The sequence below is a fragment of the Saccharicrinis fermentans DSM 9555 = JCM 21142 genome, assembly GCF_000517085.1.
GTDB lineage: Bacteria > Bacteroidota > Bacteroidia > Bacteroidales > Marinilabiliaceae > Saccharicrinis > Saccharicrinis fermentans.
On sequence record NZ_KI912107.1, the window covers coordinates 2,905,061 to 2,931,147 of the forward strand.

20 protein-coding genes, 4 tRNA genes and 1 other RNA gene are annotated in these 26,087 nt (G+C 38.4%); 11 read left to right on the forward strand and 14 right to left on the reverse strand.

The genetic code is table 11. The annotated features are described in order from the left end of the window. Positions 1 to 30: 30 nt before the first annotated feature. The 4 genes from CYTFE_RS0111640 to CYTFE_RS0111655 form a co-directional block, all read right to left on the reverse strand. Entirely contained in the window at positions 31 to 4,605 is a 4,575-nt protein-coding gene (locus CYTFE_RS0111640; RefSeq protein WP_162150088.1) for a T9SS type B sorting domain-containing protein, read from the reverse strand. Positions 4,606 to 5,270: 665 nt separating this feature from the next. Next, positions 5,271 to 6,383: a polysaccharide deacetylase family protein gene (locus tag CYTFE_RS0111645; RefSeq protein ID WP_081735974.1), complete on the reverse strand. Its 1,113-nt coding sequence runs from the start codon at positions 6,381 to 6,383 to the stop codon at positions 5,271 to 5,273. After that, positions 6,319 to 7,206, reverse strand: a complete 888-nt coding sequence (locus CYTFE_RS0111650; protein ID WP_044213342.1) for a glucosaminidase domain-containing protein — start codon at positions 7,204 to 7,206, stop codon at positions 6,319 to 6,321. The genes CYTFE_RS0111645 and CYTFE_RS0111650 overlap by 65 nt, the downstream gene beginning before the upstream one ends. An 18-nt stretch (positions 7,207 to 7,224) precedes the next feature. After that, positions 7,225 to 8,517 (reverse strand): ABC transporter permease, encoded by a 1,293-nt coding sequence (locus CYTFE_RS0111655; RefSeq protein ID WP_052343160.1) that lies wholly within the window; start codon positions 8,515 to 8,517, stop codon positions 7,225 to 7,227. Between the two features lie 152 nt (positions 8,518 to 8,669). On the opposite strand from CYTFE_RS0111655, the gene CYTFE_RS0111660 reads away from it, so the two are divergent. The 4 genes from CYTFE_RS0111660 (at position 8,670) to CYTFE_RS0111675 (ending at position 13,680) form a co-directional block, all read left to right on the forward strand. Then, positions 8,670 to 9,302 carry an NAD(P)H-dependent oxidoreductase gene (locus CYTFE_RS0111660; protein WP_027471934.1) on the forward strand — a complete coding sequence of 211 codons (633 nt, stop codon included), beginning with the start codon at positions 8,670 to 8,672 and terminating at the stop codon, positions 9,300 to 9,302. Positions 9,303 to 9,737: 435 nt separating this feature from the next. Next, positions 9,738 to 11,996, forward strand: coding sequence for an aconitate hydratase (locus tag CYTFE_RS0111665; RefSeq protein WP_027471935.1), 2,259 nt, complete (start codon positions 9,738 to 9,740; stop codon positions 11,994 to 11,996). Positions 11,997 to 12,103: 107 nt separating this feature from the next. Beyond that, complete coding sequence (gene larE, locus CYTFE_RS0111670; protein WP_027471936.1) at positions 12,104 to 12,925, forward strand: ATP-dependent sacrificial sulfur transferase LarE; 822 nt, start codon at positions 12,104 to 12,106, stop codon at positions 12,923 to 12,925. A gap of 311 nt (positions 12,926 to 13,236) precedes the next feature. Beyond that, complete coding sequence (locus tag CYTFE_RS0111675; RefSeq protein ID WP_027471937.1) at positions 13,237 to 13,680, forward strand: cold-shock protein; 444 nt, start codon at positions 13,237 to 13,239, stop codon at positions 13,678 to 13,680. Between the two features lie 68 nt (positions 13,681 to 13,748). Here CYTFE_RS0111675 and cobA read toward each other — a convergent pair whose 3' ends face one another. From cobA to CYTFE_RS26240, 7 genes are all read right to left on the reverse strand, one after another. Continuing rightward, positions 13,749 to 15,494, reverse strand: coding sequence for a uroporphyrinogen-III C-methyltransferase (gene cobA / locus CYTFE_RS0111680; protein WP_027471938.1), 1,746 nt, complete (start codon positions 15,492 to 15,494; stop codon positions 13,749 to 13,751). Positions 15,495 to 15,511: 17 nt separating this feature from the next. After that, the gene (locus CYTFE_RS0111685) at positions 15,512 to 15,964 is read right to left on the reverse strand and encodes a precorrin-2 dehydrogenase/sirohydrochlorin ferrochelatase family protein (RefSeq protein ID WP_211238165.1); all 453 of its coding nucleotides are present in this window, start codon (positions 15,962 to 15,964) and stop codon (positions 15,512 to 15,514) included. 158 nt (positions 15,965 to 16,122) lie between these two features. After that, complete coding sequence (gene cysK / locus CYTFE_RS0111690; protein ID WP_027471940.1) at positions 16,123 to 17,040, reverse strand: cysteine synthase A; 918 nt, start codon at positions 17,038 to 17,040, stop codon at positions 16,123 to 16,125. A 158-nt stretch (positions 17,041 to 17,198) separates the two neighbouring features. After that, the gene (locus tag CYTFE_RS0111695; protein ID WP_044262776.1) at positions 17,199 to 17,627 is read right to left on the reverse strand and encodes an RrF2 family transcriptional regulator; all 429 of its coding nucleotides are present in this window, start codon (positions 17,625 to 17,627) and stop codon (positions 17,199 to 17,201) included. Positions 17,628 to 17,864: 237 nt separating this feature from the next. After that, entirely contained in the window at positions 17,865 to 19,031 is a 1,167-nt protein-coding gene (locus CYTFE_RS0111700; protein WP_027471942.1) for a BamA/TamA family outer membrane protein, read from the reverse strand. A 185-nt stretch (positions 19,032 to 19,216) separates the two neighbouring features. Then, on the reverse strand, positions 19,217 to 20,458 hold the full coding sequence (locus tag CYTFE_RS0111705) for an aminotransferase class V-fold PLP-dependent enzyme (RefSeq protein WP_027471943.1): 1,242 nt from the start codon (positions 20,456 to 20,458) through the stop codon (positions 19,217 to 19,219). A 66-nt stretch (positions 20,459 to 20,524) separates the two neighbouring features. Next, positions 20,525 to 20,977, reverse strand: a complete 453-nt coding sequence (locus tag CYTFE_RS26240; protein ID WP_052343161.1) for a c-type cytochrome — start codon at positions 20,975 to 20,977, stop codon at positions 20,525 to 20,527. Between the two features lie 258 nt (positions 20,978 to 21,235). On the opposite strand from CYTFE_RS26240, the gene CYTFE_RS26245 reads away from it, so the two are divergent. Next, positions 21,236 to 21,787: an IS1096 element passenger TnpR family protein gene (locus tag CYTFE_RS26245; protein ID WP_152541781.1), complete on the forward strand. Its 552-nt coding sequence runs from the start codon at positions 21,236 to 21,238 to the stop codon at positions 21,785 to 21,787. Positions 21,788 to 21,825: 38 nt separating this feature from the next. After that, positions 21,826 to 22,734, forward strand: coding sequence for a tRNA (adenosine(37)-N6)-dimethylallyltransferase MiaA (gene miaA, locus CYTFE_RS0111720; protein WP_027471944.1), 909 nt, complete (start codon positions 21,826 to 21,828; stop codon positions 22,732 to 22,734). An 18-nt stretch (positions 22,735 to 22,752) separates the two neighbouring features. On the opposite strand, the gene CYTFE_RS0111725 is transcribed toward miaA, so the two are convergent. The 3 genes from CYTFE_RS0111725 to CYTFE_RS0111735 are packed head-to-tail and all read right to left on the reverse strand — an operon-like array spanning position 22,753 to position 25,011. Next, a complete protein-coding gene (locus CYTFE_RS0111725; protein ID WP_027471945.1) occupies positions 22,753 to 23,511 on the reverse strand; it encodes a class I SAM-dependent methyltransferase in 759 nt (252 codons plus the stop codon). Between the two features lie 5 nt (positions 23,512 to 23,516). Beyond that, on the reverse strand, positions 23,517 to 24,467 hold the full coding sequence (locus tag CYTFE_RS0111730) for a glycosyltransferase family 2 protein (protein WP_027471946.1): 951 nt from the start codon (positions 24,465 to 24,467) through the stop codon (positions 23,517 to 23,519). Positions 24,468 to 24,492: 25 nt separating this feature from the next. Further along, positions 24,493 to 25,011: a DUF4199 domain-containing protein gene (locus CYTFE_RS0111735; RefSeq protein ID WP_027471947.1), complete on the reverse strand. Its 519-nt coding sequence runs from the start codon at positions 25,009 to 25,011 to the stop codon at positions 24,493 to 24,495. A 256-nt stretch (positions 25,012 to 25,267) separates the two neighbouring features. Between CYTFE_RS0111735 and ffs the strand changes: the two genes are divergently transcribed. The 5 genes from ffs to CYTFE_RS0111760 all read left to right on the forward strand — a co-directional run bounded on the left by ffs (position 25,268) and on the right by CYTFE_RS0111760 (position 25,766). Further along, positions 25,268 to 25,361: signal recognition particle sRNA small type (ffs, locus tag CYTFE_RS29440), an RNA gene on the forward strand. 7 nt (positions 25,362 to 25,368) lie between these two features. Beyond that, a tRNA-Thr gene (locus CYTFE_RS0111745) sits at positions 25,369 to 25,442 on the forward strand. Positions 25,443 to 25,494: 52 nt separating this feature from the next. Further along, positions 25,495 to 25,577: transfer RNA gene (locus CYTFE_RS0111750), tRNA-Tyr, on the forward strand. A gap of 28 nt (positions 25,578 to 25,605) precedes the next feature. Further along, positions 25,606 to 25,679: transfer RNA gene (locus tag CYTFE_RS0111755), tRNA-Thr, on the forward strand. A gap of 14 nt (positions 25,680 to 25,693) precedes the next feature. Then, positions 25,694 to 25,766 (forward strand) — tRNA-Gly (locus CYTFE_RS0111760). Positions 25,767 to 26,087: the final 321 nt, after the last annotated feature.

Sequence of the window (26,087 nt, forward strand, 5' to 3'; positions counted from 1 at the left end):
ACAATCGATTATACAATTATCCAATAGCATTTACCTTTTTAAGGTAACATGTCCTTTTAATATTTTTCTCGAAGAAACGAACTCAACCACATACCAATAATCATCAGTAGATACCGGTCGCCCCTCATATCGCCCATCCCACCCAGGACTTGAAGCAGGATACTTCACCAGTAACTTTCCATACCTATCATAAATTTTTATGATAGCATCAGGAAACCTCTCTGACCCTTTGATTACGAATCTATCATTAATACCATCCCCATTGGGTGTAAAGAATGGAGGTATTTCAATCTCAACCAGTTCACTGAGCGATAATGAATCTAAAGCCTTACATCCATTTGCATCCACAACCTCCACAATATGTTCTCCTGGCTCTAATTTACTAAAGACACCATCAGACGAGATATCGCTTTCGTTTAAAATATATTCATAAGGAGCAGTCCCTCCTTCTGCGAGCACCGTGATTTTTCCATAAACAGTTGAATCAATATGGGTGATGATGGGTAATTCTTCATACACCACCTGAGCTGTATCTTTAAATACAAAACAACCATCTGTCACCTCCACAATATACTCTCCTGGTTCAACTACCTGCCTGGTTTCTTCTGTTGATCCATCATCCCACAAATAACTAAAAGGTTCCGGCGACACATACTCGTCGTCCTCAAAACTAGATACATCCGGAATAATATCAAAGGTATCCTTCTCGCATACTGAAGTATCAGAACAAAGAACTACATCTGGTCGAGACATTGGCCTAACCAATTTGGTATCAAACCCATAACAACCAAACTCATTACTTACAATCACTTGATTAACCGTATCTTGAAGCGCGGCCGTAATAGTTGGGACTGTTTGGTTATTATGCCATAAATAACTGGCAAAACCCAAACCTGCACTAATCTGCAACTGATCAACAGGACAGATCAATGAATCAGGCCCTAAGTCCGCTTTAGGTACAGGGTACCATATAACCTTAACAGTATCGCGCGTCACACAGCCCTCATCAGACATTGCTTCTAACCAATAACCACCTCTATCAGCTACAATGCTACTGGAGGTTTCTCCTGTGGACCACTTTATATTGGACAGACCAGCTGGTGCATTTAAAGTAACTTCTTCACCAGCACAAACAGCAACATCAGGTACATCAAACACCGGCGATGGATGAAGCGTTACATTCACCGTATCCGTTGCTGAACAGCCTTCTATATTTTCAACTTCCAACTGATAACTTCCTGAGGTACTTACCGGCAGAAACGACTTATTTAATAAACTATTGTTATTCCATTGATAAGAGGCAAACACATCAGGAACCTTCAACACAGCAGATTCGCCAGCACACATTTCCACATCAGGACCTAAATCCACCACTGGAACAGGAAGAATTTTTATCACCTGTTCCCGTTCACTAGGACATCCATTTTTATCGACGATCGATAGCCTATAAGTACCAGATTGACTCACATTCCAATTTACATTTTCTGGGCCTGCTACGTCAGTATCTACCTCTACCTTAAACCATTTGTAAGACAAAGCATCAGTAATTGGATTCTCCAGGCTCACTCCGATATTTTCGCACGCCTCAATTGGGGCTACATCAGGCACAACCGTAAGGCTGTAATTAGAAACATTGACTTTATCAGAATCTGAACAACCATGCTCGTCATAAGCAGTAACACCATACAAACCTACAGCATCTACTTTTTTAACAGCATTTATATCTTCTATTTTTTTCTCTTCCCCATCCCAAACAAAATAATCAAGAGCCGATCCCGATGGAGAAGTAAAAGATTCAATACCCAAAATAATGTCATCGCCAGGACAGATGGAAAAATCATCCGGCAATTTAACTTCCGGTGTATCATAAGCCGTAATTGTCACTTTATTTTGTTTAATACAACCAAGATAAGAAGCTTCCAGTTTATACGTTCCATCATTATTTACTTTGATAGCTGTGAGATCATCATAAGCAGGAAGAGCCATCCCATTTCTGTACCAAACATATGAATCATAACCTGTTGTGGCTAATATTTCTATTTCTTCCCCTTTACACAAATCTCTTTCTAATTCTAACACAGGAGGATTTGTATCATAGAAATGTACTTTTACGGTATCTGTTGCCGGACAACTATGTGCATCCAAAATATTTACAATATAGATACCCGAATCATCCTTTTGGGCATTTGAAATAACATATGTATCTGGACTTGATGGGGTAGCTAACACAATACCCGCATCTGCTTCCGATTCTTTATACTTCCACTCATAATCACTATATCCGGCTTGCGATACCAAGCTAACTGAAACACCAACGCACTCAGACAAATCATCTCCCAAATTAACCACCGGATCATCATACCAATCGAATCGGGCATTACTTTCAGCCACACAGCCATTGTCATCCGTAACTTTAAGTGCAAAATCAGCAGGGGCGCTCAAGTCAATATAAGAAGTTGTTGCCCCAGTGCTCCATTCATAATTCCATCCTGCAACGGATGGAGCATCGATCCGAGTTGCCTCACCATTACATTCCCACTGGTCCGTCAATGAAAGCGATGGCAATGCGTGCACCGTAATATTAATATCTTCAGTTTGCGAGCATCCAAATTCATTCCATACTGTTAGGGTATATATACCAGACTCTTCCGGAATAATAAAGTCCTTCGTCTCATCTTCATTCAGCACTACTCCTTTAAATTCCCACCTATACCTATCAAACTTATTTACATGAACCACGGACTGTCCCATACAAACCTCCGTTCTGTTCAGTTGAATATCTGGTGTTGCATACGCAGTAACCAACACCTCATCATTGGCAGTACACCCAAATTCATCGGTCACCTCTACCTCAATCTTTTCTGCAAAGCCCTCTCCCACATTAATAGTAGTTGTATGATGCGTATCACTGGTACTCCATTCATATTTAGAATATCCCTCTTTTAAGGCATATGTAACCGTTTGATCAGGACACACCGTGGTATCATTACCCAGCTCAATATCAGGCATTTTAAATTCTACGTCAAGACTGTCGGTGATCACACAACCGCCATGTTTCACTTCTGCTGTCACCCAATACTTTCCTGATTTTGTTACATTAAGAACCCTATCTTTTGATAGAACAGCATTTCCCGTTTCCAAAGAATACCAGTTATAATCATTCATCTCAACACTGGTCTGCAGCTCAATAACTCTTCCATTACACTCTTGGCTAGGCCCATTTATATGCATACGACCGTACGAAGAAAAATACCCGTAACTCACACTACCCACAGATGAAGTAGGATCATTTTCATCCAACACACTCAAATGAAACAAGCCTTTAGTATTTTCTATAGTATAAGGAGTACCTGTAGACAATTCCATATTAATAACAGCCGAATACCAGGTATCCTCCGCTGATCCATCATCAGTACCTTCAACCTTCTCCCACTTAACAGCATCTAAAAAATTCACCGTATTTTTATCGCTGTCGTACATGGTAAAACTGCTAATATTCTTTTGTTGCGTAAGAATATTTACCCAAAAAGACCGGATAAAAACACGCGTAAAAGCAACGCGCGAAGAACCCGTACATTCAATAGTTGGTAACAAAGCAGATCCTAGCTCATTGGCATGATTACTCGTTAATATATTGGCCAACCCAGAAACCTGGTAAGCGTAAACCGGTCTTGTTGCTTTGATATAAATAGCATTTCCAGTGATATCGAAACTAGTCAACTCACCTTTATTCACATGACGCACCAGATCCTTATCATTATTAATAAAAATATGCGTATCATCCTCTGTTCCCAGCACAAAAACCTTTTGAGTTCCATATTGGGTAGTATTTGTTTTAACCGCTATATATTCGCTGCCAATCACTGTTGTAGGAATAAGCTGGTCTCCCACAATATCGTGAGGGTGACTTGTTTCATTAATTGAATCATCAGAAATAGTAACTGCAATAGGCTTATCGGCAGTTATCTGCGTTCCAGCCATAGATGCAGCAGCGCTGATATCTCGATACTCTATACAATAGGTCTGTCCCTTGTTTAAGGTAATTTGATAAGGCACCTCCTTCTTATGACCTGTTACATTCACTGTAGGAATAATGGTTACTTCAGTATTATCTTCAGTGGCGACTATATCCACTTTTTCGTTTGCATTCCCACCATAGGCCGAATAGTTTGCAAAAGCATTTTGAGAAGGCACAAAAAACTCCTTACCTAAGGCATTCTCACCCTTTAAGGTAAACTTATCCGGATTACCATCGTCCGCTATCTCATAATAAATGGTAATATCTTCTGTAGATTCAATCAACAAACCCTTATTGTTTATATTATCCACAGGCGCATTCTCCACACTTTTTCTAGGAACTTCAATCGTAGCGAACATATTAGCTCCAATACTTTCGGTAATCTCTTTAAAACCGCTATTGGCAGGCATCGAGATAGTCACTTTAGCCGCTTTCTCAAAAGTTGTAACACGAAAATAAAGAGGCTCATCCCCATGATCATGAATAGCATCAGGAGCTACAAACCAAAAAACGGTACCATTTTGCGCTTTAACAAGACTACTTGTTATAGATAAAAACAACAAAACGAAAAAATAAGATAATTTCATTCTCAATACAGTTTGGTAAAACAGTCTTTTTATTTTTAAAAATTCTTTATATGCACATTTCAATTTACAATCATGCAACATCAAAGAATCATGCAATTTATTCTAAAGCTATGGGTCATATAAAATTTAAGTCGAGAATCATTTCCCATTACAAAGAAGCTTCACTTATGTTAACTTCCATCTAATAACTATTCCATACCCCTAATAACCAGTGCATATTTCAAATAAACCGCTGTATATCTTGAAATATTCGCACCGACCATAACAATTGTTTAAAACAAGCAACACACAAAAAACCAATAAGCTATCTAAATGCCCAATTACTCACATTGAAACTGGCAATGATTGAACAATCAAACACAAAGACAGACGTCATTCGGTCATATAAAGTTATGTCACTAAATAATCCATAATAATAAAAGTGTAGCTGAGATCCCCATCTTGACTACAACCGTGTACGATCAATTTTACAAAAGGTTTCCAAATATAGTATTAACCTATTAAAAACATATAGTTTACACAGCAAACTGTTAAGTATACCTAAAGAAATCTGAAACTCAAAAGGAATTAAGAATAATCTCAAAACAAATATTATTCCACTCACAAACGAACACCCTCAATTATGTCAATACCAATCAATTGAGAACAATAATTTAAAAAATATTTTATTCATTTGCGGAAGCATTCACCAATAATTTACTCCACCAATACCATCTCCCAGACTTATCATTTGCGGTAAATGTTAACAGTATCCTACGCTTATTATTAGTCATATACAAAAAGACCTTAATATCTTTATTGTTAATAGTAAACACATCCGGATTCAATTTATTATCAAAGAAACAATTGAATCCTGCCAACTGAGATAAAGAATCTAAAGATAAGTGCATCTCTAATTTTTCATTACCAGCCAACTCTATTGGAAAAGCATTGTCCGCATTAAGTAGTAATGGTCGCATATTCACTTTCTGCACAAACTGCTTCATTTTCACATAATTGCCTGCAATAGGAAAACGAGGAATAGCAAAGCGGTGTGATTTATAAGACCAAACACCCGAATTTTGAGCCAAAGCCAAACGATATCCTCTTTGCTTTAAGACCTGAGCCATACCTTCATCAAACTCTCCATACGGATAAGCATAAATACGAGGCACAAACCCCAGGCTATCTTCAAATATTTTTTCTGACAACAACAAATCATCCACAAACAAATGTAACCTATCCGCTCCTTTTCTATTCAAAAAATAGCTATGCTTATGGGAATGTGATCCTATTTCAACACCAGATTTCGCTAACTCCCTTATTTGATGCCAATTTAAATAGTCGCTCCATCCAACACTTTCGGTATTTACAAATAGGGTCACCTTACAAGCATACTTTTTAAACAGTGGCCATCCATGGGTATAAAAAGATTTCAATCCATCATCGATGGTTATAAAAACTTTCTTGGTGGAATCATGGGCATTTTCCAGCAGTCCAGAGACGGTATAGGTGTCAAACCCATTTTCAGTAATATACTTCAGTTGTTCCTCCAACTTATCCAGCGGTGTATTCGTGGAAGGATACCGACTATCTCCAAAGCGATGATATACCAAACCTGTGGCATAAAAACCTTCAGGTAAAACTATTTTTATTTTACGGTTTTGCTCTTGGGTTTGTTTTTGTTGACAGGCCGATGAGGACACCAAGCACAAGAAGACAAACAAGCACAAACTACTGCAGCAAGCTTTGCCAAATCTCATCTTCCTCACGAATGGGAGCCAATCTATAATCATCATACTTATGTAAATTATTAAATTCTATTACATTGCGTAATGCACGTACATACTCATATCGTTTCTCAGAATAGTTACTCAAATACCAGATCAACCTATAGGGGTTATCGGTTTGCAGCCGAACCTCTCTAAACTGCTTATAAGCATTGGCCTTAGCAATGGTTTGATAATAATCGTAAATAGATTCAAAAATAGAATCGTACTTGCGCAGATAGATATTTTTTCCATTCCTAGACTCCCCTGCCCTAATACGCTTTTCTTCGGTATTATACGACCAAATGCCATAGACATTATTTGCCTCTCTACAAAAACGGGATGTTCCCCACCCACTTTCAATGGCAGCTTGGGCCAACACAATGGAAACCGGATGAGGATGCAGGCGCCGCAATACTTCAGATGTCTTATCTGTTTTAAACTTGTTTTTCATTTTCACCAAATACAACGAGTCCCGCCTAGAACCCATTCCCGCGCGCAAAGCAGCATCCACTTCCAACACCCTGTAACGTTCCTGTACAATTTTTTCTTTAGCCATCAAAACAGAAGGAAGCATCATATCAATAAACTTTTGCATCCGTTCCTTGTAATGAATATCTTTTAAATTAGGCACCTTTTGGTATAATACAGGCATCACCAAACTATCGTTAACCTCCATGATAGAATCAACATTTGTGCTATTACATACCAATACCGAAACTGTATGGTTCTCCAACTCTGGCAAAGGTTGTATCAAATGAATAATCACACCTATTGCTATAACAATTAGAATAGCGATCAATGTTTTTCGTGAAAGAAAATCTACAAAAGTATTTATCGTATCATTTATCATAATAAACAACTTAGATATTTATTCATATCGCAATGCTTCTATGGGATCTAACTTAGAAGCTTTTATGGCAGGCATTAAACCAGAAAGCAAACCGACACCTAAACACAACACGATACTAATAATAATCCATTCCCAAGGTATTACAAAGCCAGAATCAAATATCACAGACAAAATATTTCCAACCCCAATACCCAACACAACACCACAAACACCCCCTATGACACCTATCATTACAGATTCTAACAAGAACTGATCCCGAATAGCTCTTCGGGTAGCTCCTATGGCCTTACGTATACCAATCTCGCGGGTACGTTCAGCCACAGCAACCAGCATAATATTCATCAATCCTATAGCTGCTCCAAATAAAGTTATAAACCCAATTACATTGGCAATCAAAGTGACACTCGACAAATTATCAATCAGCATTCGGGATAAATTATCACTCTTGACTATATTAAAATTATTTTCATCATTGGTTTTAAGTCGCCTAACCAACCTAAAGGTTCCCGTTGCCTCACTCACTGCAGCATCCATTTGGGTCGTACTATTTGCCTTGACTTCTATTTTATACGACATTTTAGGCACACTAAAATACTGACGTACATTACTCACCGGCAGCAACAATATATTATCTCCCTGTCCTCCAAAGCCCGCTCCTTTTTCTTCGAGCACACCAATCACCTTATATTTCCCTGAAGCCAAAGAAATTACCTGATTGATTGCAGACTGTTTGGCAGGAAATATTTTTTTATATAACGCAGCTCCCAGTATGGCCACATGGCGACCTTCTTGAACATCACTTTCTAAAAAGTCTCTACCGGTCTGGAGCTGATGGCCAGCCGTTAAAATAAAATTTTCATCCACTCCATAAACACTCACATTAGGATTTGTTTTTTCAGATCCATATTTAACAGTAGCTCCTCCCGAAGCATGATAAGATATTGTAACAATTGCCGGAAAACTAAATTGTTCCTTGAAAGCTGAGGCTTCTTTGTAAGATATAAAACTATGACGCTTCGTCGTGCGTTTTCGTTTTCCAATCTGGATATTTTGTCCTCTATTTTCGATGGTAAAAGTATTGGCTCCCATCCCCGTAAAGTTACTGGAAATAGCAGTTTCGATCGACTGCACCGCAGTAATAATACCAATTAGTGCAGTAATACCAATGGTTATAATCACTATAGTAAGAATCGTTCGCAGCTTATTGGATTTGATGGCTCCTGCGGCTACTTTTGCATTTTCAATCAATAATTTCGACACCATATCTTCATTGAATTGATCATAAAGATAGATAAAAATACCTATATACATAGCGCATCAAACCTATGCATCCCATTTGCCTTATCGCATGATTCATTCCATAAAATTGTTAGTTCAAACAAAAACAGCTTATAACTCCTGAACTATAGAACACATTTGTTGTTTGAACAGTCGTACTAAATATAAAAACAACAAATATAAATATGGATTTATTAGAACGTTTACAATGGCGTTATGCCACAAAAAAGATGAACGGAACACAGGTTCCTCAAGAGAAGATTGACAGAATACTAGAAGCTGCCAGACTAGCTCCTACCTCGAGCGGATTACAGCCCTATGAAATATTTGTGGTTACCAATCAGGAAATCAAAGAAAAAATTAAGCCAGTTGCCTGGGATCAAGAACAAATTACCGATTGTTCACATCTTTTGGTTTTTGCCGCATGGGACAATTATACAGAGGAACGTATCAATCATATGTTTGATTTAACCAATGAGATTAGAGGTTTCAAAAACGAAGGTTGGGAGAATTACCGTCAAATGCTATTGAGTTCGTATCCTCAACGAACACCAGAGGAAAACTTCATTCACACTTCAAAACAAGCTTATATAGGTTTTTCTGCCGCCATTACTGCTGCAGCTTTTGAAGAAGTTGACGCCACGCCCATGGAAGGCTTTGATCCGGCTGCCGTGGATGAAATCTTACAGTTAAAAGAAAAAAACTTAAAAAGCGTACTATTATTGCCACTGGGATACAGAGACGCAGAAAATGATTGGTTAGAACCTCTTACTAAGATCAGAAAAAGTAAAGAAGCGTTTATTACCGAAATAAAATAACCGCTTTAAGCAAGCAACAATAAACATTTTATCCCTGAGACTATAAGTCTACAGGGATTTTTTATGCCAGACAAATTAATTTTAACTTGACAAGCAAAATTTATACTTGATCCCTTAGGTTTTCAATGGTCCATAAAACATGAAGTAACAAAAACATTTTATTAAGTACCAGCTAACTAAGCTATAAAGCCATTAACAAATCACGTAGATTCTTAAACATTCCTCCCCAACAAATGTTATAGTGCATATTCATTAAAAGGGAGTGAATAACCATGACAAAAAGCAGTTTTTCTCTATTTTTTACTAATTTTGTTCACTTCAGGCAATTATAAATTATACAGCAAGGAAAAAGCTTATGGCAGTAAAAATAAGCTTATCCAGAAACATAGCATGCTTAATACAATATTTTAAAAACATTAAAACGAATCAATAATTATGGCGTTCGACATTGAAATGATAAAAAAAGTGTATGCCCAAATGGGAGCTAAAATAAATCAGGCTCGTAATATTTTGGACAAACCGCTAACGCTTACCGAAAAAATTCTTTATGCCCATCTGGCCCAAGAAACAACAGTCCCTTTCAAAAGAGGTGAATCGTATGTAAATTTCAACCCCGACCGCGTGGCTATGCAAGATGCCACGGCTCAAATGGCTTTACTACAATTTATGCAAGCAGGAAAAGATAAAGTAGCTGTTCCTTCTACTGTTCATGCCGACCACCTGATACAAGCTAAAGTTGAAGCCACCACCGATTTAGCCACTGCCAAAAATACCAACAAAGAAGTTTATGATTTTTTAAGCTCCGTAACAAGCCGCTACGGCATTGGCTTTTGGAAACCTGGCGCAGGTATTATTCACCAGGTAGTATTAGAAAATTACGCTTTCCCGGGAGGAATGATGATTGGTACAGATTCACATACTGTGAATGCTGGGGGATTAGGAATGGTGGCCATTGGTGTTGGAGGTGCAGATGCAGTTGATGTGATGGCAGGTATGCCTTGGGAACTAAAATTCCCTCGATTAATTGGTGTTAAGCTTACCGGCAAGTTAAGTGGCTGGACTGCTCCCAAAGATATCATCTTAAAGGTAGCAGGAATACTTACGGTTAAGGGAGGTACAGGTTGTATCGTTGAGTATTTTGGAGAGGGTGCAGAGTCTCTTTCATGTACTGGTAAGGGAACTATCTGTAACATGGGAGCTGAAATAGGGGCTACCACTTCTACTTTTGGTTACGATTTCTCAATGGAACGCTATCTAAGAGCCACCAACCGTCATGACGTGGCGGATGCAGCAAATGAAGTTAAAGACCTGCTAACGGCAGACGCCGAAGTATATGCAGAACCAGAAAAATATTTCGATCAGGTGATCGAGATTAATCTTAATGAGTTAGAACCACATTTGAATGGTCCTTTTACGCCAGATAAGGCTACCCCAATCAGTCAAATGAAAAAGGAAGCCGAGGAAAACGGATGGCCTACAAAAATTGAAGTTGGTTTAATAGGCTCATGCACCAACTCGTCTTACGAAGACATTTCCAAAGCAGCTTCCGTTGCAGAAGATGCAGTAAAAAAAGGATTAAAAGCCAAAGCGGAGTTTTCCATTACACCTGGATCAGAACAAGTACGCTACACCATTGACAGAGATGGTATGGTAGATACTTTTAAAAAGATTGATGGCGTTGTTTTTGCCAACGCGTGTGGCCCTTGTATTGGAATGTGGGCTCGCATGGGAGCTGAAAAACAAGAAAAAAATACCATTGTACACTCATTCAACCGTAACTTTGCCAAACGCGCCGATGGCAACCCAAACACCTTTGCCTTTGTTGGCTCACCCGAACTGGTAACAGCCTTGGCTATTGCCGGAGACCTGAGATTCAACCCACTAACCGATAAATTAATCAATAATAAAGGCGAAGAAGTGGCTCTAAATCCACCCAAAGGAGATGAGCTACCTCCCAAAGGCTTTGATGTAGAAGACCCCGGCTACCAGGAACCTGCTGCTGACGGATCAAACATTGATGTCATCGTTTCTCCCAAAAGTGACAGGTTGCAGTTACTAGAACCTTTTGCAGAGTGGGATGGACAAAATTTAACAGGTGTTAAACTATTGATCAAAGCAGAAGGTAAATGTACTACAGACCATATTTCAATGGCCGGACCATGGCTGAAATACAGAGGTCACCTGGATAATATTTCTAACAACATGTTGATTGGAGCGGTTAACAAATTTAACGGAGAAACCAACAAAGTAAAATCGCAACTAACAGGTGAATATGGCGAAGTACCTGCTACGCAACGTGCTTACAAAGCAGCAGGCATACCAACCATTGTAGTGGGCGACCACAACTATGGCGAAGGGTCTTCTCGCGAACATGCTGCAATGGAACCACGTCATTTGGGAGTAAAGGTTGTATTGGTAAAAAGTTTTGCCCGTATACACGAAACAAACCTTAAAAAACAAGGTATGCTAGGAATAACCTTTGCTAACGAGGCCGATTACGACAAGGTACAAGAAGATGACACTTTTAATTTTAGCGACCTCAAAGAATTCGCTCCCGGTAAACCTTTAACAATAGAGATTATTCATGGTGATGGAAGTAAAGACCAGATAATGGCCAACCATACCTATAATCAACAACAAATTGAATGGTTTAAAAATGGCAGTGCCTTAAACCTCATTAAAAAGCAAAATTAATCCACAGCTACTGAGCTGTTAAAAACAATGACAAATAGCGTAGCCATCAATGGCTGCGTTATTTGTGTTTTAACACTATCACTTACACATTATCAGGCTAACTGGACATGGATAAAATACAAACCAATATCAATAAATTAAATTCGTGGTTTAGCAAACACACTCAGGTTCTCATCGCTCTGTCAGGAGGCATTGATTCTTGTCTGGTAGCCTATATGGCTCGGCAAGCATTGGGCAAAACAAATGCCATTGCGGTCATCAGTAATTCCGCCAGTTTAAAAGAGAAGGATTTAGTAGATGCACGTGACTTTGCCCTGAATTACGACATCCAACTCATTGAAATTGACGCCAATGAAATCAACGACATCAACTACAGCTCCAACCCAATTAACCGTTGCTACTATTGCAAATCTAATCTATACAAATCCATTCGTGAACTAGCCAACACTTCCTATCCCAATTATGAAATCACAAATGGAAACAATTATGACGACATGGGTGATTACCGTCCGGGTATGCAAGCAGCAGATGAGTTTCAAGTATTTAGTCCGCTATTGGAATGCGGTATCAACAAAGAAAGCATTCGGCAGATCAGCCAACATTTCAATCTAAAAATATGGAATAAACCGGCGAGCCCCTGCTTAAGCAGTCGTTTCCCCTACGGAGAAGCGATTACTTCAGAAAGACTCAATATGATTGAAAATGCAGAAAACCTACTAAACACCAATGGTTTTAATGAGGTAAGGGTAAGATATAGAAAAGGAAACGCAAGCATAGAAGTACCCCACAATGAAATTCCCAGACTCAAATCCATCTTCTCAAAGCAAGTACAAGATAAGATCGCCGAATTTGGATTCAAGACTGTTCATATTGACGAGGAAGGGCTCATATCAGGAAAGCTAAATAGAGATATTAATAAAAGTCGGTAGCCTCCGCTATAAAGAAATTCTCTAAAACAAGCAGCCCTAAAAACATCATTTACCGCAAGCTTATTAACTTATTCATAAATACTTAAAAAAACAAACTTTGAAAATACACATTAGTTTCCATAAACTAATAAAATCTTTTTCAAATAGTAATTAATTATTTTACCTTTGTACGCAGTAATAGGCAAGAAATATCCTTTCAAGTAATATTCTGTTCATTCATACACTCCTTTTTGGCTCTTGATTGTACATTTACGAATCATATTTTCTTTCTCATTACGCATAACTTTAATATAATATTTAAAACATATTGAATGGGGAGATCTCAAGAAACATTTGGTAAAAAAGACAAAGAACAAAAAAGAAAGAAAAAGCGTAAAGACAAAGCCTTACGCAAAGAAGAGCGAAAAGCGAACTCGTCTGATGGCAGCTTAGATAATATGATTGCATACGTGGATGAGAACGGAATGATTACGGACACTCCACCGGATTTGACCAAAAAGAAAAAGATAAAAGCCGAAAATATAGAAATATCTGTTCCTAAGAAAGAAGATATTGAAGAACCCATTCGAACAGGTCGTGTTGAGTTCTTTAATCACGACAAAGGTTACGGATTCATCAAAGACCTTGATACACAAGAGAAATTCTTTGTTCACGTAAATGGCTTAATCGACGAAGTCATTGAAGGTAACAAAGTTAATTTTGAGCTTGAAAAAGGACTGAAAGGAATGAATGCCGTGAGAGTAAAAAAGATATAATATAGAGTGTAAGAAATAAAGAATTGTCTCTAAATAACTACATTTTTGAGACAATTCATTTCACACAGCTAACTTTCTTCTTTAACGGTATCATTGCTTAGCAATTCACGATAACGCTTTTCCGTCAACCTTCCTCTGCATTTAACCTTTAAATGCGTTGGCACATGAGCATAAACGGCAAAAAAGGCTTCAACCGTTGCTGGTGAGGTGAAAACAACACCCTCAAACCTATCTAAGCTCTGCTTTACAATTGACTCATTTTGAACCACCTGAAATAGTTGCAGTTCATTTACCCGATTACCCAATCTGCGCAAACCTTTCTGTAAGGTACCTGTTGATTGAGCAGAACAAGGTATCAGTATATTTTCACCACTTACCCTTTCCCTCCCATACATCTCCAGCATACCACTTACAGACTCTTTTTCTGACAAAGGCTGAACTATCAAACCTTTTTCACGCAAGGCTTTTGAAGTTGTTTTACCAATAGAATCAATCTTTAAACCATACAAATCACGCACATCCTTTCCCAGATCAAAAAGTCTTTCAAAGAAATAATAAACAGCGTACCTACCTGAGAACACAATTCTATCATACGATTTCAAGCTATCCATCGCCAAACGATGGTGATGATTAAGCACAACAGGCTCAATGGCAATCAACGGAGTATGCACCAAGTCCGTGCGATACTTGACCTCGTCCAATGAAGCACCCGTATACAACCACTTATTCTGCATTCCAGAAAACTCACCAGCCGTTTTACCCACAAAAATAATAGAAGGTGAAGGCAAGCCCGAACCCTTTTCTTTTAATTCACTTAAGTTTCCCTTGTAAATCCTTTGTCCCGGATTAGAAGCATTGTGCACCACTGCCACAGGTGTACTCTCCGGCCACCCTTCAGCAACAATAAGCCGTGCCAATTCTTGCTGATTAGATGCTCCCATAAAAAAAACCAAGGTATCTGCCTGGGGAATTTTCACCTTATGCATATCATGTCCCGATAAAAAAGCCACTGAAGAAGCCAAGGCTCTTTCTGTAAAAGGGACCACCGCATTAGCAGCTGCAGCAAATGCACTGGAAATACCAGGGATAATTTCCGCACGCACCAATCGGCTTCTAACATAATGATACTCTTCGGCTCCACGTCCAAAGACCAGAGGATCACCTCCTTTTAAACGCACCACCCACTTACCTTTAAGTGCCTCACGATAAATAAATTCGTTAATCTTCTCCTGATCAAATTTATGTTTTCCTTTGCGCTTACCCACATAGACTTTTTCGGCACTAAAAGTTTTATTCAAGTAGTCCTCATTAACTAAATCATCATAAAAGATAATATCAGCGTTCTTTAAATTATATTCGGTTTTCTTTGTTATCAAACCTTCATCGCCAGGCCCAAAACCAGCCAATACCACCCTTCCCCAACCACGCCGAACATCCTTAGATTCAAAACACTTTTTTAATTTTTCATTTTCCTGACTTCCAACCAAAGCGAGTAATTCATGGAGTGAGGAAGATGTGGACACAATATTTTTAGCAGGCAACAAGGCAAAAATAGAGAGCTCTGAAAACAAGGGATATGGAAGATTCATAGCCGGCATAATATACATGTCAGCCCTGTTATTTAAAATAGATTCTCCCAGCATTTTGCTTACTGATGGAAACATAAGCTCCTCCATATCAACACTGGTGTCACCCTTTGTATCAACAAGCACCTGCTGACACCCCATGCCAAAATTCTTTAACGTCTGTTGAATACTATCAAAAGGAATCAGATGCGCACACTTATCCCCAATAGCAATTTTAATTTCTTCCATATATATTACACCTATATTTAAAATGAATTTTGCAAGAAGTCCCTGATCTTATTTCTCAATGCAATAGATGCTTTCACATCCCGACCATCAGAACCAACTGCAATGGTAAATTCATCACACTTATAGATAGCCGGAGATACGAAATCACTATAAACAGCATTGTCTGCAACATTCACCAAACAACCATATTGCTTACCCTGAATACTTATCAGATGATTTAATTCATGATTATCGGTGGTGGCATAAACCAACAAATACCCTTTTAAATCAGCCTCTTCGTACTCTCTCTCTTCTATTTCAACACCATCCATCCCTTTAATCTCCTCTAAAACCTTCGGCGCAATAACCTTAAAATCGGAAGTAAACCTTTTTAATAATTTTATTTTATGCAAAGCCACCTTACCTCCACCCACCAGCAAAATCTGCTGTTCACTTATATTAATTGAAATTGGAAGAAAAGTCATACTCATCAATAAAAAATTACATCATTTCACCCCAAAGGGCCTATTTTTACCACAATACCAATGCGAACAATACAAATAAAAAAATGATTATCAGCAGCATGCACTGATAATCATCACATATCTAATTATTTAAGCACTAAATAACCCAGCCAAATAAGCTAAGTTTAAATTTCATAACTACTTAAATATCTTTCTCCTGTATCAGGCAATAAAACCACAATTTGTTTACCTTTCATATCATCTCTTTTAGACAACTCCAAGGCAACCCAAAGCGCAGCACCCGAAGAATACCCACACAACAAACCCTCTTCCAATGCCGCATTGTGACTTGATTGTACCGCATCTTCATTTGAAACTTGAATAACCTCATCTATCACATCCACATTTAAGTTTGTGGGAATAAATCCAGCTCCAATACCTTGAATTTTATGAGGACCAGGCTGACCACCTGATATCACAGGAGAATCTACCGGTTCAACAGCAACTACTTTCAGGTTCGGATTTTTCTTTTTCAATTCCTCTCCTACTCCTGTGATAGTACCACCTGTTCCGACACCTGCTACAAAAACATCCACCTTACCATCGGTATCTTTCCAAATCTCAGCTGCTGTAGTACATCTATGAATGGATGGGTTAGCCGGATTATCAAATTGTTGAGGAATAAAGGCTTTTTTGTGTTCACTTGCTATTTCCTGCGCTTTAGAAATCGCCCCTTTCATACCTTGCGAGGCTGGCGTAAGAACAAGTTCTGCACCAAACTTCTTTAACAACTTTCGTCTCTCAATACTCATACTCTCTGGCATTGTTAATATCAACCTATACCCCTTCACCGCGGCAACAAATGCCAGACCAACTCCTGTATTTCCACTGGTTGGCTCTACAATGACTGTATCCTTGTCTAACTTACCATTTTTTTCAGCATCAGCTATCATAGCATTCGCAATCCTATCCTTTACAGAACTTGCCGGGTTGAAAAATTCCAGTTTAGCAACCACTTGCGCACCACCTTCGTTCATTCTGTTAATCTGTACCAATGGAGTGTTTCCGATTAACTCAATTACATTTTTCGCTATACCACTCATAATTATAATTTTTATTTATTCTTTATTATTCAACACAACCCATATCATTCCACCTCTCCTCTTCCCAGTGGAAGAACAAGCTGTTCAATATTCAGTCATGATTCATCATTACGTTTTCTTACCAAACTATTTCGTCGCTTAAGACATAGTGCTTATACTTAAATATAATACATTAAACTCTCATTCAAGTCTCTGTATTGCTTCTGAATATCAAACAAAGTTTTTTCAGACAAAACTCCACGCACCCCATCTATGGTTTCATTAAGTATCAAAGCCACTGCCTTTTGATTACTTGAAATATCACCTGTAATATTCAATTCTTTTTTATAAGACCCTTCCAAGCAATCAAAAACCATAAGCAAAGTTACTTCATGTGGCTTATATTTTAAACGATATCCTCCACCTGCACCTTTTTTCACCTCCAATAAACCACCTTTCTTCAAGGAAACAGCAATGGCCTCTAAAAATTTCATTGGGATACTATGTCGCAATGATATTTGATAAATCCCCATGAACCGTCCTTCACTTAATTCTGCCAATGCCAATAGGAACCTTAACCCATACTCTGTTTTCTTTGAAAATTTCATGTGTCTAAATTTAATTTTTAATGGCCACATGGAACTCACCAAAATCAATCACACTCCTGTGTATGAAGCTATTCCCATGGCTCGTTTCATGACATCTTATTTTTAGTAATGCATACCTAAGATATATGTATTAAACTACACAAGTATACAATAAGTTCACGAAATAAAATAGATTAAAACAAATATACACCTATTTATTTAGTAGGATTAAAAAAAGAAGGGCTTACCAACTACACCCTAAAACGCCTCACCTAAGGTAAAGAAGAATCCGGAATTTCCACCCGAAGAGATACCATAATCGAATCTAAAATTTAGTTTTTCTTTTTCTATTACTTTAACACGCAGTCCTGCCCCGAGCATCACATGTATATTTTTCCATATCGAAGCATCCCATTTTTCCGAGATATTACCTACTCCCGTAAACACCTCATACCCCAGGCGCCACCACAAGGGAGAGCGGTAAGCCGTTTGCATATACACGCTATTTTTATCCATATATTTATACGGGTGTGAGATACCGCGCAATAACTTTTTACCACCCAATACGGGTAAACGAAAAAAAGGCACATTACCATGTGCAGATTTAAGATAGAACTGAGAAGCCAACACCCTGTCTTTTTTAGTCAGGCTAATAAATCTACGAACATCCAGAGTAACAGTAGAAAAGGAATAATCACCCCATACTTTCGGATAGTGCATATACGAAAGACTTGCAAAAGAACCCTTATCAGGAAAAACAATACTATTCCTATCATCATATCTCAACATAGGCCCCAAGCCCAGCACATCACCTCCATCATAACCCAACACCCCATTATTCAACACACTACCACCCACAACCTTAACATCAAACAACCCAATATCATAGTTAATACCCGCATAAAACTCTCTAGTCAGTCCCTTCATCACCTCTCCCCTAAACTGCAAACTTTTCACTTCCATTTCAGCGTAGAGCTCTTTATCCTCCCAATTACCTATGGAATAAAATTTATCAGGCATCCATTCATAAATCCACTTATTACGAATATACCAATCGTTTTTTGTATAGAAATTAGAGGTAATATTGAGTGCATACATACCACTGGTTGAATACCTTATGTAAGGAGAAATATTAGAAGGTCTGTCATACTTAGCGATCTCTTTATTACCTCCCATATAAAATCTCCACACAGGCATGATACCTAACTCCAACTGAGAACGTTCTTCATATGCTACCAGAGGCAATATAAAAAAAGTATACTTCTCTTTTTCAAAGGTTAACAAATCAACACCTTTGTCTGCCAAGTCGGCCATTTTTTTTATCACTCCCGGCACGCGCTCATCTTTAACACGATCCGCTTGTCCATAAGTAGCAATATATATAAGCCAAAGAACGACAACAAGCAAGTATTTATTTGAAATCATATTTTATCAGTTCACCGTATTATTGAGCAACCCGCCAACGGAAGATACATTTATCCATAAGGAACACCCATACAATATTCGCTTTACGCAGCCAGAAGTTAACTTGTTACCGAAAACACACAATTTACCCTCTCATATAAAACGAAGTAATTTCAAATAAATTATAATCATCCTTGATCTGCTTATCACACCTTAGACAAAGCCATCTCAAAATCAGCTATCAGATCCTCCACATCCTCAATACCCACTGATATACGAAGCATGGTATCCCTATTTTGCATCTTCAGTTTTTCCTCATCCGAAAACTCCGCATATATGGTAGACCACGGATGGATGATTAAAGTTTTATTATCGTTTAAATTAGTGGCCCGACGCACCACCTGCAAAGCATCCATCAACCTATAGCAATGCGACTTAGACTCCAAGTCAATCGACATCACCGCACCCGGCTTTCCTGAAAACTGCTTAAGACTCAAAGTATAATTAGGATGGGACTTTAATCCTGGATAACTAACAGACTTTATTTTCGATTTTTTTTCAAAAAACACGCCCAGCTGCAAGCAATTTTCCACACATCTATCCACCCGAAGCGCTAAAATATCCATACCTAGGTTCATAAAATGAGCCGTATGCGCTGTCATACAAGCTCCCAAATGACGAAATATTTCCTTACGAATACGGGACACCAGTTCATTACCAGCAAAACGATGGGACCACTTGGTCAATGCTGGCATCTGCGACCAGTCAAAAACCCCATTATCCACAATAGCTCCTCCCACAGCAGCAGCTCCTCCCGAAATAAACTTAGTAGTAGACATCACCTCCACATCCACTCCAAAATCAGAAGATTTAAAAACATAAGGTGGGGTCAGTGTAGAATCCACAACCACAGCAACCCGATGCGCATGGGCAATCGTAGACAAGGCTGTAATATCAGCCACTTCCAACTGAGGATTGGTGATGGTTTCAAAAAAAAGAACACGTGTTTTTGCATCAATAGCCATCTCTACTTCTTGAGGCTGGCTCATATCCACAAATTTAACTTCTATACCCCAGGATGTAAGCGTATCTTTAAGCAAAGCATAAGTATGGCCAAACAAATGATCAGATGTTACTACATTACCCCCCGGTTCCACCAAGGCCAGTAGTGTATTTGAAATAGCTGCCATTCCAGACGAAAGTGCAACAACACTTTTGGCTTCAGTCACCTTTTTCAATTTCTTTTCGAAATACTCCACCGTTGGGTTTGATGTCCGACTGTACATATGCGCCACCTCTTTACCAGTAAACACCTCTTCAATATCCTGCGAAGTATCAAACTCATAAGCCACGCTATCATAAATAGGCATGTGCAACGAATTATAAACATCACCTTTAGGGAATGGGGTATGTAAAGCGCCAGTTGTATAACCTTGTTTCTTTGTCATGGTACGAATTTTATGAAGACAAAAAAATGACAAAAAAACAAGTAACACAAATTAATCACCTATGGTTTATCTTCGTTTCCGCACATCATCTTCCGAAACCACCTCACTTGCCGCCTCACTATCACTCCTGATATAATTAATCACGCCAGCTATCTCCCTATCGCTAAGGCCTCTATATGAAGCCATTACTCCCTTATACTTCACCCCTTCCACAATTATTTCTTCATTACTACCATTCAACAACACATCAATAAGGTAGTCTTTATTTCCTCCTACTCTTTTAGTATTCTTTAGTGGTGGATAAATTTTAGGAACCCCCATTCTATTTGCCTGATGACAAACTTTACAATTTCTATCATACACTAACTTACCTGCATCAAAGCGATCATTCCTTTTATCCATAGATGAGACAGGAGAAGACCACGCTTTGGCTTCCACTTTTTTTTCTTCTTTCTTTTGTCCACACCCAGAGAACATCAATACAAACAAGATACAAACTCCAACAACTAAAAATTTCATAAAAAAAACTTTACTTATTACACATTAAAACAATAAGATATCCCTATCTCCATAAACTTTCACCGGCAAAAAAATAGCTCATCTAAAAAAGTGAAGAACACAACACATTTACAACCTTTTAACAACACCAACGTTAAACCATAAAAAATAAACTATAAACCGGATAGTGAATAAACATTACGTTGATTAAAATGTTTTTTTCTTCGGGTAAAAACTAAGAATAAGATTTTAATATCTTTGCCGTCTTTTAAAAAAAATATGATGTCGATTAAATTAAGAATAATTTCAGGAGAAGACGAAGATTTTTTCAGGGAGATAGAGATTGGTAGCGAAGCGACTTTTCTTGTACTCCATAATTTCATTCAGGAAATACTAGATTTTGATGAAGGTCAGATGGCTTCTTTTTTTATCACGGATGAAGAATGGCAAAAGAAAGAGGAGATCACCCTGATGGACATGGCGCTGGATGAAACCTCCGATTCGTTTGTTATGTCAGACACCCCTCTGGGTCAGTTTATCACCAATAAAAAACAAAGGTTATTATATGTATTTGACTTCTTTAACGAACGTAGCTTATTTATAGAAGCTTATGAAGTAAGCACCGCTCTTTGCCCACACCCCCAATGCCTGAGATCGCAAGGGAAAGCACCAGAACAATTAGACATGAGTAATCTCTTATCTTTATCAATGGGAGAACCAAGCAACAATATAGATAACGACTACGACGAAGATATCTTTTCAGGATTAGAGGATGATGATTACGATCATGATTCTTTGATATCATACACCGATAATCTAGAAGACCTTTAGATAGCAGACAAAAGTTTAAAACGTATTGTATTTATCTTATGCCGTCAACAAAAAAAACGCTAATAGTAATCGTGGGACCCACTGGGATTGGCAAAACAAAAACAAGCATACAAATAGCCCAGCATTTCAAAACAGAGATTATATCAGCCGATTCGCGACAAATATTTAAGGAACTTAAAATTGGAACCGCCACACCTAGTGCTGAAGAACTAGCTGCAGCGCAACACCACCATATCGGATCCCACTCCATTCATGATTACTACAGCGCATGGGAGTTCGAACAGGATGCAATAGAACTGAGTGAACAGCTCTTCAAAAAATACAGTCAGCTGATACTAACCGGTGGATCAATGATGTATATAGATGCCGTATGCAATGGTATCGACGAGTTACCAACCATCGACCAGGAATTAAGAGAGCAACTGAAACAACAATATAACAACGAAGGCATAGACTCTATCCGACGACAACTCAAGCAGCTCGATCCTGTTTTTTACGATCAGGTTGATTTAAAAAACCACAAACGAGTGATCCATGCGGTAGAAATTTGTCTGATGACCGGCAACCCCTATAGCTCTTTAAGAACCAATACTACAAAACAGCGCCCCTTCGATATAGTGAAGATAGGACTCGAAATGGATAGAAAAGATATTTATGACAGAATCAATAAACGAGTAGACCTAATGATTGAGGCAGGACTGATAGAAGAAGCCAAGCAATTCCATCCTCAAAAAGAACTGAACTCATTAAATACCGTAGGCTACAAAGAACTATTTGCTTATTTTGATGGCGAATGTGATTTGCCCAAAGCCATCGAATTGATCAAAAGAAACAGTCGCCGTTATGCAAAAAAGCAACTGACATGGTTTAAAAAAGATAAAAAAACAACTTGGTTTGACCCCAACGATATAAATAAAATGATTAGTTTTATCGAACAAAAAATTTAATGCACCGGACTTTTATACTTAATTAATCTCACGGTTTACACCTTTTGTCCGGTGCGTTTTTTTTGCCACCACAATGGTATGAAAGGATCGCTCGGTCCACGCTTCTTTTTTAAAGGATCCATAAAAACGTACCTCACCAAAGAGACCATCGAGCATTTTATACAAGTCATCTTTTAAAATGGGTATCAATGGTAATGACTGCGAATAGGACTCGCCACTGTGCTTATCCTTCAGTTTCGTAGCAAAACGAATCACTCCATTCTCTTGCCGAACATAATCTCGGTCAAAAACATACTTATCACTTTCTATGGTAGGCAACTGAGAAATATCATTACCAATGACCCAGTCATAATTAACAAGCTGCAGCACAATAAAACCTCCGGTATGTAAAACCGATGCCACCGAGCGAAGGTATTCATTTACCTGGTCTATTGCAGGCAGATGAGCCAAAGTATTACCCAAACAATACACAAGGTCATAATAATTCGCCTTATAATGGTCTGTCACCTTAAGCAGGTCACCCGTAGCAAAATGCACATTAATAGCCTGCGGACACTTAAGTTTAGCCTTCTCGATCATACTTGTATCCAAATCGAAGGCATCCACAAAGGCACTCCTCCGCCCCAGCTCTATGGCTAAGCTTCCAGTACCACAACCACAATCCAACACTTTTTTACCCACCAAATCAGAAAACAACCCTTCCATCAAATGCGCTTGCATTTTATTTAAGGGAAATATTTCGTCGTAAGCCTGTACGATAGAACTATAAAAAGACATAATGCTTATTTTACACGTTTTTCAATCTGATATTTATTTCTTTCCGGATTATTTCTAGAAACCAACTCCGCTAAAAATCCAGCCACAAAAAGTTGCGTACCAATCACCATACTCGTAAGGGCGATATAAAAATATGCACTAGAAGTCAGTAAGGGTTCTCTAATTTGATGATACACACTATACAACTTATGCGCACCCAAATAAAGCGAAGAAAGAAAGCCTATCAAGAACATAAAGATACCCAGACCACCGAATAAATGCATAGGCCTCTTTCCAAACTTAGAAATAAAAGTCACAGAAAGCAGATCAAGGAACCCCTTTAAAAAGCGTTCGATACCAAACTTAGAAACACCATATTGTCTTTCACGATGAATAACGACCTTTTCGCCAATCTTCGAAAAGCCATTACGCTTGGCCAAAATCGGAATATAACGATGCATCTCACCATATACCTCAATACTCTTGACAACATCCTTTCTATAGGCTTTTAAGCCGCAATTAAAATCATGTAACTTGATCCCCGAGATATATCTGGCTGTTCTATTAAAAAGCTTACTAGGAATCGTTTTACCCAAAGGATCGTACCTTTTCTTTTTCCACCCGCTCACCAAATCATAACCATCCTCAATGATCATACGATACAACTCAGGTAATTCGTTCGGATTATCTTGTAAATCGGCATCCATGGTAATCACAACGTCACCTTCAGCCGCTTCAAAACCGCTGTATAAAGCTGCTGACTTACCATAATTCCTACGAAACTTAATTCCTTTCACCTCTTGATTTGCTACCGACAAATCCTCAATAACCTGCCATGAGCCATCATTACTTCCATCATCCACAAAAATAACTTCAAAGGAAATATTCAGGGGAGTTAACACTCCCCTGACCCATTTGTACAATTCTGTTAAGGATTCCTCTTCGTTAAAAAGCGGTACTACAATTGATAAATTCATTCCAAATATAATTTTCTATCCGACATTAAACAGCAGACACCGGATCTTTTTTAAGAATAGCTGAAATGATTAATGAGATAATCAGACCTCCAATTACAGCCCCTACAATTCCCAGAAGGGCCAATGATATGGGACTCATCATTACATTCATCACTCCCTCAATTTGCTCCAACTGAGCCTCGGGAACACCTGCCTGCAACTGTTGTTCCTGGGCAATAGATAACAATTCCTGATGTTTTGCAGGGTCGATAAAAGTAAAGAAAACATACGTAAATGCACTGGATAGAAAACCGCCTACCAATGTAATTAATACGCCAAGACTAACACCTTGTCCATACTTCATAACACCGTCATTTTCCTTTTCTTTGTAGCTTTTTAAGCCCAAAAAAATAAAAATGATAGTGATAACAAAGCCTAAATAACCAAAATACTTATCTCCAAGCATGCCACTATAATATGTAAGTAAACTGAATAATATAGATGCTATACCCAAATAAAGCCCATAAGTATAGACCGTTGAAGATTTTGAAGCTGCTTGTTCCATAATTTTTAAAATTTTACTTTAAGATTAGAATTACCTCAAAGATAAACTTTAATTAAATTGTTCATCATAATCACAGCAAAAAAAATCTTTCACATAAAATACAAGACAATCACTCAAAAAAACTTAAAAAAAAATACAAAAAATAACTCACTGATAACAAAGACTTTAAAAATACAACGCAAAAAAAATCTCATTTTTTTTAATTTTTTACTTGTCACGTATAGTATTTTTTCTACTTTTGCATCCGCTAAAGCACGGGTAAGTCCTGTACGACCAGCTCCCATTGAACTCCCCCAGGGCCTGACGGCAGCAAGGGTAAATGGTTGTAGCGGTGCGATGCAGACAGCTTACCCACCCGCCGATGTAGCTCAGCTGGCTAGAGCAGCTGATTTGTAATCAGCAGGTCGTGGGTTCGAGTCCCTCTATCGGCTCTTTAGTTTTTAACAAAGGTTAAAAGCATTAAATGTATTGAATTTATTGATTGGGGAGATACCAAAGCGGCCAACTGGGACGGACTGTAACTCCGTTGTCTTACGACTTCGCAGGTTCGAATCCTGCTCTCCCCACTAGAAAAATTGTTTTGAAGAAAACAACGCCGATGTAGCTCAGCTGGCTAGAGCAGCTGATTTGTAATCAGCAGGTCGTGGGTTCGAGTCCCTCTATCGGCTCTAAATATCAATAAGCGAAAGTAGCTCAGCTGATAGAGCATTAGCCTTCCAAGCTAAGGGTCGCGGGTTTGATCCCCGTCTTTCGCTCAACAAAAAGCCATCTGATTTAATTCGGATGGCTTTTTTTTTAAAAAGTTGCAAAGTTAGTAATTGTGGGATCTGGGTCAGTCCCAAAAGTTGGGTATAAATGTTGTTTATTGTTGTCATGCATTTTCTTGTTAATCTGGACAAGAAGAACTTTACATCAACAACACCTTTGAATTGTCTTCTGAAATCCTTTACTTTTGCATTGAACCCGAATGATGCATTAGAGCTCCGTAATAGATTTTCTAATGTATTTTCCGGGTTATAACTTCTCGCCAACGCAGGCCACGGCTATTGTTCTGGCCTACCCTACAATCCATTAAA

Bases quoted from the DNA above. Each gene is read 5' to 3' on its own strand.
- CYTFE_RS0111655 (WP_052343160.1), bottom strand. From the start codon at position 8,517: ATGTATATAGGTATTTTTATCTATCTTTATGATCAATTCAATGAAGAT.
- CYTFE_RS0111645 (WP_081735974.1), bottom strand. From the start codon at position 6,383: ATGATGATTATAGATTGGCTCCCATTCGTGAGGAAGATGAGATTTGGC.
- CYTFE_RS0111700 (WP_027471942.1), bottom strand. From the start codon at position 19,031: ATGATTTCAAATAAATACTTGCTTGTTGTCGTTCTTTGGCTTATATAT.
- CYTFE_RS0111695 (WP_044262776.1), bottom strand. From the start codon at position 17,627: ATGAAATTTTCAAAGAAAACAGAGTATGGGTTAAGGTTCCTATTGGCA.
- CYTFE_RS0111660 (WP_027471934.1), top strand. From the start codon at position 8,670: ATGGATTTATTAGAACGTTTACAATGGCGTTATGCCACAAAAAAGATG.
- CYTFE_RS0111650 (WP_044213342.1), bottom strand. From the start codon at position 7,206: ATGATAAATGATACGATAAATACTTTTGTAGATTTTCTTTCACGAAAA.
- CYTFE_RS0111675 (WP_027471937.1), top strand. From the start codon at position 13,237: ATGGGGAGATCTCAAGAAACATTTGGTAAAAAAGACAAAGAACAAAAA.
- CYTFE_RS0111705 (WP_027471943.1), bottom strand. From the start codon at position 20,458: ATGACAAAGAAACAAGGTTATACAACTGGCGCTTTACATACCCCATTC.
- CYTFE_RS0111665 (WP_027471935.1), top strand. From the start codon at position 9,738: ATGGCGTTCGACATTGAAATGATAAAAAAAGTGTATGCCCAAATGGGA.
- CYTFE_RS0111735 (WP_027471947.1), bottom strand. From the start codon at position 25,011: ATGGAACAAGCAGCTTCAAAATCTTCAACGGTCTATACTTATGGGCTT.
- CYTFE_RS26245 (WP_152541781.1), top strand. From the start codon at position 21,236: ATGATGTCGATTAAATTAAGAATAATTTCAGGAGAAGACGAAGATTTT.
- CYTFE_RS26240 (WP_052343161.1), bottom strand. From the start codon at position 20,977: ATGAAATTTTTAGTTGTTGGAGTTTGTATCTTGTTTGTATTGATGTTC.
- CYTFE_RS0111730 (WP_027471946.1), bottom strand. From the start codon at position 24,467: ATGAATTTATCAATTGTAGTACCGCTTTTTAACGAAGAGGAATCCTTA.
- cysK (WP_027471940.1), bottom strand. From the start codon at position 17,040: ATGAGTGGTATAGCGAAAAATGTAATTGAGTTAATCGGAAACACTCCA.
- CYTFE_RS0111685 (WP_211238165.1), bottom strand. From the start codon at position 15,964: ATGAGTATGACTTTTCTTCCAATTTCAATTAATATAAGTGAACAGCAG.
- miaA (WP_027471944.1), top strand. From the start codon at position 21,826: ATGCCGTCAACAAAAAAAACGCTAATAGTAATCGTGGGACCCACTGGG.
- cobA (WP_027471938.1), bottom strand. From the start codon at position 15,494: ATGGAAGAAATTAAAATTGCTATTGGGGATAAGTGTGCGCATCTGATT.
- CYTFE_RS0111640 (WP_162150088.1), bottom strand. From the start codon at position 4,605: ATGAAATTATCTTATTTTTTCGTTTTGTTGTTTTTATCTATAACAAGT.
- larE (WP_027471936.1), top strand. From the start codon at position 12,104: ATGGATAAAATACAAACCAATATCAATAAATTAAATTCGTGGTTTAGC.
- CYTFE_RS0111725 (WP_027471945.1), bottom strand. From the start codon at position 23,511: ATGTCTTTTTATAGTTCTATCGTACAGGCTTACGACGAAATATTTCCC.